We start from the raw sequence: 13,639 nt of genomic DNA on the forward strand, positions 1-13,639 counted from the left end.
CGGTGCAGGTGTCGGCCTACCCGGACGCCTACGCCCAGTGGGAGCAGCAGGCCGCCGACCTCGTCGCCCAGCACTGGAACAACTGACAACCACACCGCACGATCCGACCGCTGGCCGGCACCCTGACACGGGTGCCGGCCAACGGCGCGTTCGCAGCCGGTCAGGTGGCGGAGATCGTGCCGGTCATCAGCAGGGCGAGGACCAGGGTGCCCAGCGCCACCCGGTAGAGCACGAAGACGTACAGGGTGTGGTGGGCGACGTAGCGCAGCAGCCAGGCGATCGCCGCGTACCCGATGCCGAACGCGATGAGCGTGGCCACGATCAGCATGGCGACGGTCGGGGCCGCGGTGCCCGGTGCGGACGGCTCGAAGACGTCGCCGAGGCTGAACACACCGGAGAGCACCACCGCCGGGATGGCCAGCAGGAACGAGTACCGGGCCGCCGCCTCCCGGGTCAGGTTGAGCAGCAGGCCGGCGGTGAGCGTGCCGCCGGACCGGGACACCCCGGGCACCAGCGCCATGGCCTGGGCGAAGCCCATCACCACGCCGTCGCGCATCCGGAAGTTCTCCAGGGTGCGGGTCTGCCGACCCCAGTACTCGGCGAAGGCCAGCACGAAGGCGAAGACGATCAGCGTGGTGGCCACCAGCCAGAGGTTGCGCCCGGCGGTCTTGATCTGGTCCTTGAACAGAAAGCCGAACGCGCCGATCGGGATGGTGCCGACGATGACGTACCAGCCCATCCGGTAGTCCAGGCTGGAGCGCACCGAACGGTCGCGCAGCCCGAGCAGCCAGGTACGGGTGATCCGCCAGATGTCCTTGGCGAAGTAGATGAGCACCGCCGCCTCGGTGCCCAGCTGGGTCACCGCGGTGAACGACGCGCCGGCGTCGCGGCCGAAGAAGATCGCCGACGTGATCCGCAGGTGCCCGGACGAGCTGACCGGCAGGAATTCCGTGAGCCCCTGGACGATGCCCAGGACGATGGCCTCGACCCAGGTCACTCGCCGACTCCGGAGAGCTCCAGCGCCTCGGCGACGGTACGCAGGGTCTGCACGCCGCTGTCCCGGTCCGCCACGAACAGGGTCACCGACAGCGTGGTGACGCCGGCGGCGGCGTACTCCCGCATCCGCTCGGCGATGCGCTCCTTCGGGCCGAGCAGCGAGGTGCGGTCGATGAACTCCATCGGCACCGCGGCGGCCGCGTCGCGTTGCCGCTTGGCCAGGTAGAGGTCCTGGACCTCCTTGGCGGCGTCGCCGTAGCCCATCCGGGTGGCCAGCTGGTTGTAGAAGTTCTGCTGCCGGCTGCCCATCCCGCCGACGTAGAGCGCGGCGTACCAGCGGACCAGCTCGGCGCACGTGGCCACGTCGTCACCGACCACCACCGGCACCGAGGGCACCACGTCGAAGCCGGCCAGCTCCTTGCCGGCCCGGGCCCGCCCGGCGCGGACCGCGTCGAGCTGCTCCTGGGCGAACTCCGGGGCGTAGAAGACGGCCAGCCAGCCGTCGGCGATCTCACCGGCCAGCTCGAGGTTCTTCGGGCCGACCGCGGCCAGGTAGATCGGGATGTGCTCGCGGGGCGGGTGGAAGCCCAACCGCAGCGCCTTGCCCGGCCCGTCGGGCAGCGGCAGGGTGTAGAACTCGCCGTCGTACGCGACCTCCTTGCGGGCGATCGCGAGCTTCACGATGTCCACGAACTCGCGGGTCCGCGCGAGCGGCTTGCCGAAGCGCACGCCGTGCCAGCCTTCGGAGACCTGCGGGCCGGAGACGCCCAGGCCGAGCCGGAACCGGCCGCCGGAGAGGGCGTCGATGGTCGCCGCTGTCATCGCGGTCATCGCCGGGGTGCGGCCGGGGATCTGCATCACCGCGCTGCCCACGTCGATCCGCTCGGTCTGGCCGGCCATCCAGGCGAGCATGCTGGGCGAGTCGGAGCCGTACGCCTCCGCCGCCCACACCACCGAGTAGCCGAGCCGATCCGCCTCCTGGGCCAGGGCCAGGTGGTCCGCCGGCGTGCTCCACGCTGTCTGGTATCCGAGGCTGAGCCCGAGTCGCACTGGTCCTCCCCCATCCGCACCACAGGTCGCATCAGGTTACGCAATGCGGGCGGTCGGCTCGATCACCGGCTCACCCGCAAGGCTGCGAGGTGCGGTTCCGGCAGCCGGGCGGCAGGAACACCGGCAGAAGCCGAGCAACATGACGGGAGCGAGGATATCGGTTGCGGCAGGTTCGAAATAAGGTTCACCCATGCAACAGCGACCGCTCGGCCGAAGCGGGCTGGCGGTTTCGCGGCTCGCGCTCGGCACCATGACCTGGGGCCGGGACACCGACGCCGACGATGCGGCCGCCCAGCTGAAGAGTTACCTCGACGCGGGCGGCAACCTGATCGACACGGCCGACGTCTACGGCGACGGTGACGCCGAGTCGGTGATCGGGTCGCTGCTCGGCAGCCTGGTCCCCCGCGACGGGCTGCTCATCGCCACCAAGGCGGGGCTGCGGCCGGGCAGCGGCCGACGCCGGGACGGTTCCCGGGGGCACCTGCTGCGGACGCTGGACGCGTCCCTGCGCCGGCTCGGCACCGACCACGTCGACCTGTTCCAGGTGCACGGCTACGACCCGGACACTCCGCTGGAGGAGACCCTGGCTGCGCTGGACCACGCGGTGGCCAGCGGTCGGGTCCGCTACGTCGGCGTGTCGAACTTCTCCGGCTGGCAGACCGCCCGGGCGGCGGCCTGGCAGACCGCGTGGCCGGGCCGGGCGCCGGTGGTGGCCGCGCAGGTCGAGTACTCGTTGCTGGAGCGGGGCGTGGAGCGGGAGGTGCTGCCCGCCTGCGACGCGCTCGGGCTGGGCGTGCTGCCGTGGTCGCCACTCGGTCGGGGGGTGCTCACCGGCAAGTACCGGCACGGCCGCCCGGCGGACTCCCGGGCCGCCTCGCCGCACTTCGAGCGGTTCGTCGCCACCTACCTGGAGCCCCGCTGCTCCAGCATCGTGGAGGCGGTGGCCACCGCCGCGGGCGGGCTCGGCGTCTCGCCGACGGAGGTGGCGCTGGCCTGGATCCGGGACCGGCCCGGGGTGACCGCGCCGATCCTGGGCGCCCGCACGGTCGGTCAGCTGCTCGGCGCGCTCCAGGTGGAACGGATGACGCTGCCCGAGGAGATCACCACCGCCCTGGACGACGTGTCGTCGGTGCCGGTCGGCTACCCCGAGCGCGACAGCTGACCCGCCGGGCCCGCCGGGTGTCGCCGGAGCGCTCGGCCGGGTCAGGGCGTCGGCCGCTGCCCGGGGAGCTCACGGATCGCGGTCAGGAAGCGGGACTGGTCGTCACGCAGCGCCGGGTTGACGATGCGGATCCACGACCCGTCGTCGAAGAAGATGGTGGACGGGAACTGCACCAGCCCCGCCGTGCCGCGCTCGGAGTCGACCCGGAGCACCCGGCTGCGCTGCACGCTCCACAGCACCCGCGGCTGGCGGCGGTCGGGTCGGCCCTCGTCGGGCCGGCGCCCCATCCGCAGCAGGTGCAGGTGGGTGTCGGTCACCGCCAGCGGCGTGCCGCTGTAGCGCTCCAGGAAGAGCAGCAGGCTGCCGGCGAGGGTGGCGAGGTCGCCGCTGAAGACGTAGCGGCGGCGGTAGGCGATCTCGGCGAGCTGGTCGGCCAGCGGGCGGTAGCGGCTGAGCCGGAAGAGCGCCCGGAACGCCTCCTGCTCCTCCGTCAGCGGCAACGGCTCCCGCTGCACCGGCTGGTGTGGCGGGCCCGGCTGCGGCGGCGCCTCCTCGGGCAGCCCGACGGCGAGGGCGGCGGCCTTGCCGGGCAGCAGCAGCACCCCGGCGGCCAGCCGCACCGGCGTCATCACCGCGTCCACCCAGACCACCGGGTTGACGATGTTGAGCAGCCCGAACAGCGCCCGGGGATCGAGCGCCTCGGCCATCTCGTCGGCCATCCGGTCGGCCAGCTGGCTGCCCGCCCGGTGGTTCTCCGGCGCCCGGACCGGGGCCAGCCCGACATAGCGCAGTTCCTGCCCGCTCAGCAGCGGCGCCACGAGGGCGCGCTCGGGCTCGTCGCTGGTGCGGAACTCGTCGCGTAGCTCGCGGGCCTTGTCGCGGGCCGCTCGGGCACCGCCCCGCACCGCCTCGGCGAACCGACCGAGCCGACCCCGTTCCCCTGACGTCACGCGCCACCTCCTCGAAGGGCTACCGGCCCGCAGGCTGTTCGGCCGGCGGCTGCCCGAAGACATTCTGGTCGATCCAGTCGGCGCCGTCCTGCACCTTCTCGCCGATCTGGTCGCTGACCAGGTCCGCGCCGGGCACAGACAGGCCGGAGGTGAGCGCGACGGTGCCCCAGGTGACGCCGTGCACGACGGAGTTCGGCACGTTCCACGGCAGGTTGGTGGCCCAGTCGCGGGCGATCACCCGAGCGCCGTCGGTGAGACCGTGCGCCCGCAGCGCGCCGGCCCGGTCGAGGGTGCTCATGTCGAACGGCGAGCCCGACTTGCCCAGCTTGTAGGTGCCCTTCGCCGGGTCGGTGACCTTGTGGTACCACTTGTCGGCCTTGCCGGCGGCGCGCCGCTTGTCGGCGTACTTCGCGCCCTTGCGCAGCGCCTTCTGCTTGTCGACCAGCTTGTCGAGGTGGCTGCGCAGCTTGCGCAGGTAGAGCAGCACCCGCTGGAGCAGCCTGATCACCTTCTGCAGGTGGGTGGCGAGCGGGCGGATGACCTTCAGCGCCCGGGTCACCGCGATCATGCCCCGGGTCACCGCCAGCCCCACGCCGGCGGCCCAGGAGGCGCCGGCGGTGAACGGCGCCATGAGCAGCGCGGTCACCAGCGTGACCAGCAGGAAGTTCACGAACTCGACGCAGAGGTCGACGAGCACGTCGTGCACCATCTGCAGGCCGTCGGCGACACCGCGCAGGTATTCGGCGGTCGCGGTGAACTGCGCGGCGAGGTCGAGCAGCTGCTGCTCCACCTCGGCGAGCCGCTGCCCGTACGCCTCACCGGCGGGCGAGCGCCACCCGGACTGCGCGGCCAGCCGGACGCCGCGGTGCCCCTGCGCCAGGTCGCGCACCTGCGCGGCCAGCGCGTCCCACTCCGCGGCCTTGGCGCGCAGGGCGGCGGGCTCGCCGTCGACCATGTCGACGAGCTGGATGAGCGGCCAGGCGAGGGTGCGGCAGACGCTGTCGACCGCGTCCTGCACCCCGGAGAGCGCGTTGTCGAGGCCGTTCCACAGCTGGACGGCGCTGCCGGCGGGCCCGCTCATCCCGGCATCCTCGACTGGATGGCCTTGAAGCCGGCGTCGATGTCCTGCTCGTTGAGCTCGTACATCTGCACCGTGTCGCCCAGCGCGAGGGCGACCCGCTGGAACGCGTCGTGCGCGGAGCGGAACAGCTCCTGGCCGCCGGTGACCTGCTCGGCGTACTTGTCGCGCAGCATGTCGCTGGCGAACGGCAGGTGGCCGAAGGCGCCCGACGGCACGTCGCCGGCGGAGGCGATCTGGCTCTCCAGCTCGGCCAGCGAGCTGGCGACCTGCTTGGCGGCTGTCTCCAGTCGACGCACCGCGTGCACGTCGACCTCGATGTCAGGCGGCATGCCTTCCTCCCGTTACCTTTAGTGGGTCCTAGTGAGCACACGGTCGGTAGTCCTGCCTTGCGGCGGGACGGTCCCGGTCTGGCCGGCGGTTGCCGTGCCGGGTTCACGCTTCACGGCCACCTGCCCGCGTGTGCGGGTCTTCCGGTCGGCTCCACGTGCTGCCACCGGGCCACTCCCGGCGGTGTCGAACTCAGCCGCCAGCGCGGCCAGGTTGAGTGAGGCGTTGCGGTCGCGGTCGATGACCAAGCCGCACGCTTCGCAGGTGTATTCACGCTCGTGCAGGGCGAGTTTGGCTTTCACCGCGCCGCAGCCCGAGCAGGTCTTGGAGGAGGGATACCAGCGGTCGGCCACCAGCAGCCGAGCACCGTTCCAGGTGGTCTTGTACGCCAACTGTCGGCGGATCTCCGCGAACCCGGCGTCGGCGATGTGCCGGGCAAGTCTGCGGTTGGCCAGCATCCCGGTCACGTTCAGGTCTTCCACCACGACCGTGCCGTACTCGCGCGATAGCCGGGTAGTGAGCTTGTGCAGGCCGTCGCGGCGCAGGTTCGCCAGACGAGCGTGCGCGCGGCCGAGCCGGGCCGCCGCGCGATCCCACCGTTTCGACGGCCGTCGCCGCATGCGCCGGTCCGGGCCGGTCTTGCGCGACAACGCCCGGCTGAGCATGCGCAACCGCTGCTGGGCGGCAACCAGGTGGCGCGGGTTGTCGACCAGTTCGCCGTTGGACAGCACCGCGAGGTGCTTGATCCCGACATCGACACCGACCACAGACTCCGGGCGGGCCGGGGCCACCAGGTCGGCGCGCTCGACCTCGGCGGTGAACGCGACGTGCCACCGGCCGCCGTCACGCCGCACGGTCGCGGACATGATCCGGGCGGTGCCGTTGTCCACACGTCGGGCGAGCTTGCGGGCGGACTCGTGCAGCTTCAGCCGGCCCAGCCTCGGCAGCACAACGTGCATTCGGTCCGCCTCGACGCGGATCGCGCCGGTCGTAAACCGCACCGACGGCGTGCTGCGGCGGCGGGACTTGAACCGCGGGAACCCGACCGGCCGCCCCGCCCGCTTACCCGAGCGGGAGTCGGCCCAGTTCTTCAACCCGCGGGCGAGCGCGTCAAGGCCGGTGTTGAACGCCTCCTTGGACACCTGCGCCCACCACGGCGCAACGTCGTGCTTCGCCACGTTCCACGCCCTGCGCAGCCCGGCGAGCGTCCACGACAGCGACGGCGTGAGAAGTTCCTCCGGCACACCGTAGGTGCGCTCCGCGGCGCGCTGATCCGTGACCGCCTTCACCCGGGCCAGCGCCCAGTTGTGCGCGACCCGGGCCGCACCCGCATGTGCGAGCACCGCCCGCTCCTGGCGAGGCGTCAGGTCAAGCGCATACCGGTACGCCTGCATCGTCTTCACGCCAGGCCCTCGGTGACCGCCTCAACCGCGCGACGGGCACGCCTCGCGCCAACACGACGGCCGTACAGCCGGACGCACAGACTGGTCAGAATCTCGCTCACGTCGCGCACGAGATCGTCGTCGACCTCGGCCGGGTCCACCACCAAAAGGCGGCGGCCCTGCGCGCGCAGAGCGGCCTCGACATACTCCACACCGAAGCGTGCGAAGCGGTCGCGGTGCTCCACCACAATCGTGGCCACCCGCGGGTCGCGCAGCAGAGCGAGAAACCTCTTACGGTGCCCGTCCAACGCCGAACCGACCTCACTCGCCACCCGGTCCACCGCAAGCTTCTGACCGGTGGCCCACACCGTGACACGTGCAATCCGCCGGTCCAAGTCCGGCTTCTGCTCGGCAGACGACACCCCGGCGTGACCGACGACCTGCCCAGCATTCGGGACCGCACCAGTTAGCGGTCCGCCGACCATGATGAGACGCCCGAGCCGATACGCGGCAACGGGCAGCGTCCCAGCCTCGTAACGCCGCCGCGCAGTCGCGTACGCCACGCCGGTAGCCGCCGCCAACTGCTTCAGGTTCACGCCGCAACTCCAGCTAACTAGTGAGCACTGCTGACGGCCACTCTTTCAACGGTTGATAGCCCCCCGTGTGTCCGGCGCACCGACGATACGATTCATCGGCCACCGGGCACCACCCCGGTGCCACCGTCCACGGGGGAGGATCTCATGGCTGACCCGCTGTCCGCGTTCGACGCGCTCGCCGGGCGGATCGCCGACATCGAACGGCGCTTCGCCGGCCTTCGCGACGACCTGACCGAACTGTCCGCCACCGCGACCGACGAGAGCGGCCTGGTCTCCGTGACCGTCGACGCCACCGGCGTGCTCACCGGCCTGAGCTTCGCGCCGAGCGCGTTGCGCGCCGGCACCGAGGGGCTGGCGGAGCTGGTGCTCGAGGCGTACGGCAAGGCCCGCTCGGTCGCCGCCGAGCAGGTCGAGGAGCGCACCGAGGGGTTGGACGCCCAGCTCGGCGCCGGGCTGGGCGAGCTGTTCGGCACGCCCGGCGACTTCTCCGCGATGGGCCGCCTGGAGGAGACCATCGGCCGGCTAGGGCGCCTCGACGGCCGCCTGCCCGGCTCGCCGGCATGACCCCACCGACCTGGCCGGAGATCACCGCGCGGCTGCGTGACACCCTTGCCCGCTGTGACCGCGACACCGACCTGGAGTTCGCCGCGGGTCCGCGCGGGATGCGGCTGCTGGTGCGCCGCGAGGTGGTCCGGGTGCTCTGCCCGGGCTACGACGAGGCACGCCTGGCCGCGCTCGGCTGGCACCGCCCGACCGACGAGGCCGGCTGGTGGTACGAGACGACGCGCAGCCCGGAGCGGCTGGGCTGGCTCAGCGCGTTCGTCACCCGTACCGCGGCCGAGGTGCTGACCGCCGACCCGGGCGCGCTCTCCTGCCGACCCGTGCCGCCCGTCGGCCACCCCTCGCCACCGTCGGTGGCCGCTCCCCGCGCGGCGGCCGAGACCGGCCCGACCCCGACGACGGCGCCCGCCCCGCCGGGCCCGGCCACCGGGTCCGTGGCGACGGCGCCCGCCCCGACGGGCCCGGCGGCCGAACCAGCGCCCGCCCCGCCCGACCCGGCGGGCGAACCGGCGGTCGCGCGGCTGCTCGCCGCCGCCGCCGACCGGCAGGACCTGCCCGGCTATCTCGGGGTGCTGGCCGGCGCCACGGTCTGCGTCCCGCTCGCCGGGGAACCGTCGCCGGAGGACGACTTCCCATGGACGGTGGTCGGCGACGCCACCGGCGCCCCGCTGCTGCCGGTGTTCACCTCCCCGCAGGCGCTGGCCGCCTTCGCCGGGGACGGCGTGCCGTTCGTCGCGCTGCCCTGCGCCGAGCTGCTCGCGGACTGGCCGGACGCCTCCTGGGGGCTGGCGGTGGACCCGGGCAGCGCCCGGGCGGTCGCGCTGGCCGCGCCGACGCTGACCGCCCTGCTGGCCGCGAACCCGCCACCCGAGTAGGGCACCGGCGACCAGGGCGGCAGGAACCACCCGGGTGGCGGCGTCGGTCACCCCGCTCGGGGTGGCGAACGGCCGCTGGGCTGGGCAGCATAGGGCTCATGGACTACGAATACGCGCCGCTGCGGCTCCCGCCGAACGTCGACCGGCTGACCGCCACGGCGCAGCTGGCGATCCAGGCGGAGTTCTCCGGTTGGGAGTTGGCCCGGGTGCGGCTGTTCCGGGACGGAACGCGGCAGGTGATGCTGCGCCGTCGGCGGGTCAACCAGCCGCAGCCTGGCCTGTCGTACTGACGAGGCACGCCCCGGGGCGTACGCCCGGGGCCGCGCCCGCGCCCCGGGGCCGTGCCGCGCACGGCCGGGCCCCGGGGCGTCACCGCCTAGTGGGCGTGGTCGTGCTCTTCGTCCAGGTCGAGGAACGGGTGCTCGTCGAGCCGGCCGACCAGGCGGTCGTCCGCGGCGGGCTGGAACGGCCCGACCGGGTCGTCGTCGTCGAACGACTCCAGGTCGACCGGGGTGCCGACCTCGCTGACCATGACCACCCCGTCGAGCGGCTCCAGCTCCGGGATGTCCAGCGCGCTGAGCGAGCCGTCGCCGTTCTGCAGCAGCTCCAGCACCGCCTCACCGACGCCCTCCACGGGCGCCGGTTCGTCGTCCTCGGGGGTGCCCTCGCGGCGGGCGACCTCGGCGACCCGGATCAGCGCGGAGACGCTGGGCACCCGGTAGTCGCGACGTTGCCGGACCGAGATCACCCGCGGGTGCGGGTCGGTGGCCTCAGCGCCCTCCGCCCCGCCGAAGCGCTCGTCGGCCTCGTCCGGGTCGATCGAGTCCACGTCCCAGGGGGTGACCTCGCCGAAGGCGTCCAGGAGTTGCTCGTCGTAGGCGTAGGACGCGTTGTTCAACGCCACGTACGCCTGCCACACGTCGTCGTCGTCGATGCGGCCCTGCGCGGCGCGTACGGCGGCCAGGTGGCGGCGAGCCGCGTCGATCACCCGCTCGAGGGCGGCGTCCAGCTCACCGTGCTGGTCGGTCATGGGAGGGTGTCCCTTCACGATGGGGAGGTTGCGTGCCGGATGTGGCTACCGGACACGGGCTAGCAGGTGCGGAGGAACCGGTCGAGAACCCGCACGCCGAACTGTAGTCCGTCCACCGGAACCCGCTCGTCGATGCCGTGGAACAGGGCGGAGAAGTTCAGGTCGGCGGGCAGCCGCAGCGGCGCGAACCCGAAGCAGCGGATGCCGAGCTGGGAGAAGGCCTTGGCGTCGGTGCCGCCGGAGAGCATGTACGGCACCGGGCGGGCGCCCGGGTCCTCGGCGCGCAGCGCGGCCGACATCGCCTCGACCAGGTCGCCGTCGAAGGTCGTCTCCAGCGCCGGCTGGCGCTGGATGTACTCGATCGCGATGTCCGGCCCGATCAGCTCGCGCAGCTGCTGCTCGAGCAGCTCGGACTGTCCGGGCAGGCTGCGGCAGTCGATGGTGGCGGTGGCCCGCCCGGGGATGACGTTGTCCTTGTAGCCGGCGGTCAGCCGGGTCGGGTTGGCGGTGTTGCGGATCGTCGCGCCGATGATGTTGGCGATCGGGCCGAGCTTGGCGATCGCGGTCTCCGGGTCCTCCGGGTCGAGCTCGACGCCGAGCAGGTCGGAGACCTCCTCGAGGAAGGCCCGCACGGTCGGGGTGACCACCACCGGGAAGCGGTGCCGGCCGATGCGGGCCACCGCCTCGGCCAGGGCGGTGACCGCGTTGTCGTCGTGCACCATCGAGCCGTGCCCCGGGCGGCCCTTGGCGTGCAGCCGCAACCAGTCCAGCCCCTTTTCGGCGGTCTCGATCAGGTAGAGCCGCTGGGAGTCGTTGATCGAGTAGGAGAAGCCGCCCACCTCGCCGATCGCCTCGGTGCAGCCGTCGAAGAGGCCGCGGTGCCGCTCGACCAGGAAGTGCGCGCCGTAGTCGCTGCCGGCCTCCTCGTCGGCGGTGTACGCGAGCACGATGTCGCGCTGCGGGCGCACCCCGGTGCGCTGCCAGTGCCGCAGCACGGCCAGCACCATCGCGTCGAAGTCCTTCATGTCGATCGCGCCTCGGCCCCAGAGGTAGCCGTCCCGGATCTCGCCGGAGAACGGGTGCACCGACCACTCGTCGGCGTCGGCCGGCACCACGTCCAGGTGGCCGTGCACCAGCAGCGCGCCCCGGCCGGGATCGGTGCCGGCGATCCGGGCGACCACGTTGGCCCGGCCCGGCGCGGACTCGTGGATCTCGGCCGTGACGCCCACCTCGGCGAGCTTCTCCGCCACATATTCGGCCGCGCGGCGTTCACCGGCGCTGGTGTCGTTGTCGCCGGTGTTGGTGGTGTCGATCCGCAGCAGGTCACGGCAGAGGTCGACGACCTCGTCGGTCGGTTCGGGTCGGGCGGAGGCGGGGTCGGTCGTCATCGCTTCTTCATACCAGCAGCGGTGTCCGGGCAGGTCGCCCCGGCCCGCCTTCGCGGTTTCGCGGCGCGCCGTCGGGGGTACCGCGCCGGGCGACCGTACGTTCCCCCGTCTCGCACCGCCCGCCAGCCGAGGAGGGCACCATGACCGTTCCCCTGCCGCCGTTGCCGCCCGCGCCCGACGAGGGCTACCGGCCCGGTGGCCGCAGCATCGCCGACATCGTCGACTCGGAGCACCGGCAACTGCTGGAGCTGCTCGGGCAGCTGACCGGGCCCGGCGCCACCCCGCAGGAGGGCCTGCCGGTGCTGACCGCCGCGCTGTCGCGGCACCTCTCCGCCGAGGAGCAGTACCTGCTGCCGGCCGTGCGGGCGGCGGTGCCCGAGGCGGTCGAGCGGGTCGATAAGGAGATCGACGCCGACGCCGCCCTGCTGACCGCGTTGAAGGCGCTCGGCGACGACGGGCTCGACGAGGTGGCCGAGCGGGTCCGCCGGCACGTCGAGGGGGTGGGCGCGCTGGTCGCGGCGCTGCGCGCGGTGGCCACCGAGGAGGAGCTGATCCGGCTGGGCAACCGGCTGGAGATCGCCGAGGAGGCGGCGCCGACCCGGCCGCACCCGGCGACCCCGGCCACCCCGCCGTGGAACCGGATCGTGGAACCGGCGGTCGGGGTGGTGGACAAGGTCCGGGACGTGGTGACCGGGCGGCCGACGTACCTGGCCGACCTGCCGGAGCCGCCGCGCGGCTGACGTCGGCGCCCGGGCGGGCGGTGGCACCGGCCGCCCGGCGCCGGTCATCCATCGTCACCGATCCGTCCGGGCCCTTCCGCAGCACCGGGTGGGGTCCTACCGTCACCGTATGAACCTGGAGCTGCGACACCTGCGGGTCGTCTGCGCGATCGCCGAGACGGGGAGCGTGACCAAGGCGGCGTCGACGCTCGGCCTCGCCCAGCCGGCGCTCACCGCCCAGCTCCAGCGCATCGAACGGACGCTCGGCGGCCCGCTGTTCGAGCGGGACCGGCGCGGCGCCCGGCCGACCGCGCTCGGCGAGCTGGTGCTCGCCCGGGCCCGGGTGCTGCTGCCGGCGATGAAGGGGCTGCAGGACGAGGCCGCGCGGCTGGCCGGGGCCGGGGACACGCCCCGGCGCTACCGGTTCGGCGGGGTGAACAGCCCCATTCTCGGCCGGCTGGTGCACCGCCTCGCCGCCGAGCAGCCGCAGGCGCAGATCACCACGTACGCCTCGTGGTCGGTGGACGAGCTGGCGCAGTTGGTCGTCGGGGGGCGGCTGGACTTCGTGCTCACCGGGGTCTGCGGCGACTCCAGTCCGTCGGCCGAGTTCGGGCTCAGCTGGCGGGAGGTGGCGGTCGACCCGGTGCTGGTGCTGCTGCCGGAGAGCCATCCGATGGCCGACCGGGAGGAGGTGCACCTGGTCGACCTGCGTCACGAGCAGTGGGTGGCGGCGCCGGGTGACGGCTGCTTCGGCGACTGCTTCGCCGCCGCCTGCGCCCGCGCCGGCTTCACCCCGCGCAAGGTGTACGAGACCGACGTGCGCGGCTGCGTCGACCTGGTGGACGCCGGCGAGGCGATCGCGCTCTGCCAGGCCACCTTCCGTCCGGTCACCGGGCTGGTCACCCGGCGGCTGGCCGGGGTGCCGCTGCGCTGGCGGCTGATGTTCGGCTGGCACCCGGACTCCCCCGCCGGCCCGGTCGCTGAGCTGGTGCTGGAGACGGCGAAAGCCGCGTACACAGATTCGCTCGCCCCGCACCCGGGCTACCTGGCCTGGCTGACCCGCAACCCCGGCTTCGGGGTCCGCCGGCCGACCTCGGCCGGCCCGGTCGCCGGGGCCGGTGGGGTGCGAACCGCCTGACGACGGGTATCACGGGCACATGACCGACCTGTATCCCGCTGCCGACGACCGCGAACTGCTGCGCCGGGCGGCCGCGGCACACACCGCCGCCGCCCAGGACGTGGAGTCCTTCCTGCGCCGGCTGCCGGAGGTGCCCGGGCCGGCGGACATCACCGAGTACGCCAACCTGGTCGTCCGGGAGGAGCAGCAGCGCGCCGACCGGGAGGCGGCCGCGGACGCCGCCGGTCTCACCCTCGGCAGCCTCGAGTCCGACCAGGGCACCTGACCGCACCCCACACCCGCGTTGATCATGAAGTTGTTGTCACGGCACGCGGCGTGCCGTGACAACAACATCAATTTCGAGGCGGGGCCGCCACGGGCGGCGGGGGGGTGAGCGTTGGGCGA

General features: G+C 73.2%; 16 protein-coding genes. 7 read left to right on the forward strand and 9 right to left on the reverse strand.

The genetic code is table 11. From position 1 onward, the window contains the following. Positions 1–160: 160 nt before the first annotated feature. Complete coding sequence (locus AB0C04_RS30520; protein WP_350876498.1) at positions 161–997, reverse strand: undecaprenyl-diphosphate phosphatase; 837 nt, start codon at positions 995–997, stop codon at positions 161–163. Continuing rightward, entirely contained in the window at positions 994–2,046 is a 1,053-nt protein-coding gene (locus AB0C04_RS30525; RefSeq protein WP_350876500.1) for an LLM class F420-dependent oxidoreductase, read from the reverse strand. Before AB0C04_RS30525 ends, AB0C04_RS30520 begins: the two co-directional genes overlap by 4 nt. A 190-nt stretch (positions 2,047–2,236) precedes the next feature. On the opposite strand from AB0C04_RS30525, the gene AB0C04_RS30530 reads away from it, so the two are divergent. Continuing rightward, entirely contained in the window at positions 2,237–3,208 is a 972-nt protein-coding gene (locus tag AB0C04_RS30530) for an aldo/keto reductase (protein ID WP_357061445.1), read from the forward strand. Between the two features lie 41 nt (positions 3,209–3,249). On the opposite strand, the gene AB0C04_RS30535 is transcribed toward AB0C04_RS30530, so the two are convergent. Genes AB0C04_RS30535 through AB0C04_RS30555 form a run of 5 tightly spaced genes read right to left on the reverse strand, consistent with a single transcriptional unit; the run spans position 3,250 to position 7,544 of the window. Next, a complete protein-coding gene (locus AB0C04_RS30535; RefSeq protein WP_357061448.1) occupies positions 3,250–4,158 on the reverse strand; it encodes a hypothetical protein in 909 nt (302 codons plus the stop codon). Between the two features lie 19 nt (positions 4,159–4,177). Beyond that, positions 4,178–5,239 (reverse strand): WXG100 family type VII secretion target, encoded by a 1,062-nt coding sequence (locus tag AB0C04_RS30540; RefSeq protein ID WP_357061450.1) that lies wholly within the window; start codon positions 5,237–5,239, stop codon positions 4,178–4,180. Further along, positions 5,236–5,568: a hypothetical protein gene (locus AB0C04_RS30545; protein ID WP_357061453.1), complete on the reverse strand. Its 333-nt coding sequence runs from the start codon at positions 5,566–5,568 to the stop codon at positions 5,236–5,238. Before AB0C04_RS30545 ends, AB0C04_RS30540 begins: the two co-directional genes overlap by 4 nt. An 18-nt stretch (positions 5,569–5,586) precedes the next feature. Further along, positions 5,587–6,960: an IS607 family element RNA-guided endonuclease TnpB gene (gene tnpB, locus AB0C04_RS30550; RefSeq protein WP_357061609.1), complete on the reverse strand. Its 1,374-nt coding sequence runs from the start codon at positions 6,958–6,960 to the stop codon at positions 5,587–5,589. Positions 6,961–6,965: 5 nt separating this feature from the next. Further along, the gene (locus AB0C04_RS30555; protein WP_357061457.1) at positions 6,966–7,544 is read right to left on the reverse strand and encodes an IS607 family transposase; all 579 of its coding nucleotides are present in this window, start codon (positions 7,542–7,544) and stop codon (positions 6,966–6,968) included. 144 nt (positions 7,545–7,688) lie between these two features. Between AB0C04_RS30555 and AB0C04_RS30560 the strand changes: the two genes are divergently transcribed. From AB0C04_RS30560 to AB0C04_RS30570, 3 genes are all read left to right on the forward strand, one after another. Beyond that, the gene (locus AB0C04_RS30560; RefSeq protein ID WP_350876510.1) at positions 7,689–8,108 is read left to right on the forward strand and encodes a YbaB/EbfC family nucleoid-associated protein; all 420 of its coding nucleotides are present in this window, start codon (positions 7,689–7,691) and stop codon (positions 8,106–8,108) included. Continuing rightward, positions 8,105–8,980, forward strand: a complete 876-nt coding sequence (locus AB0C04_RS30565) for an SseB family protein (protein ID WP_357061461.1) — start codon at positions 8,105–8,107, stop codon at positions 8,978–8,980. Before AB0C04_RS30560 ends, AB0C04_RS30565 begins: the two co-directional genes overlap by 4 nt. 98 nt (positions 8,981–9,078) lie before the next feature. Next, entirely contained in the window at positions 9,079–9,270 is a 192-nt protein-coding gene (locus tag AB0C04_RS30570) for a DUF5703 family protein (RefSeq protein WP_357061463.1), read from the forward strand. Between the two features lie 86 nt (positions 9,271–9,356). Here the strand turns inward: AB0C04_RS30570 and AB0C04_RS30575 are convergent, their stop codons facing one another. Next, positions 9,357–10,010: a hypothetical protein gene (locus AB0C04_RS30575; protein ID WP_357061465.1), complete on the reverse strand. Its 654-nt coding sequence runs from the start codon at positions 10,008–10,010 to the stop codon at positions 9,357–9,359. A 59-nt stretch (positions 10,011–10,069) separates the two neighbouring features. Next, positions 10,070–11,398, reverse strand: coding sequence for a M20/M25/M40 family metallo-hydrolase (locus tag AB0C04_RS30580; protein WP_357061468.1), 1,329 nt, complete (start codon positions 11,396–11,398; stop codon positions 10,070–10,072). 140 nt (positions 11,399–11,538) lie between these two features. Here AB0C04_RS30580 and AB0C04_RS30585 point away from each other — a divergent pair, with 140 nt between their 5' ends. The 3 genes from AB0C04_RS30585 (at position 11,539) to AB0C04_RS30595 (ending at position 13,520) form a co-directional block, all read left to right on the forward strand. Further along, a complete protein-coding gene (locus AB0C04_RS30585; RefSeq protein ID WP_357061472.1) occupies positions 11,539–12,138 on the forward strand; it encodes a hemerythrin domain-containing protein in 600 nt (199 codons plus the stop codon). A gap of 109 nt (positions 12,139–12,247) precedes the next feature. Next, complete coding sequence (locus tag AB0C04_RS30590) at positions 12,248–13,255, forward strand: LysR family transcriptional regulator (protein WP_357061475.1); 1,008 nt, start codon at positions 12,248–12,250, stop codon at positions 13,253–13,255. A 19-nt stretch (positions 13,256–13,274) separates the two neighbouring features. Beyond that, the gene (locus tag AB0C04_RS30595; protein ID WP_357061477.1) at positions 13,275–13,520 is read left to right on the forward strand and encodes a hypothetical protein; all 246 of its coding nucleotides are present in this window, start codon (positions 13,275–13,277) and stop codon (positions 13,518–13,520) included. Positions 13,521–13,639 lie beyond the last annotated feature (119 nt).

It is taken from the genome of Micromonospora sp. NPDC048909, from assembly GCF_040649635.1.
In the GTDB taxonomy this organism is placed as follows: Bacteria; Actinomycetota; Actinomycetes; order Mycobacteriales; family Micromonosporaceae; genus Micromonospora.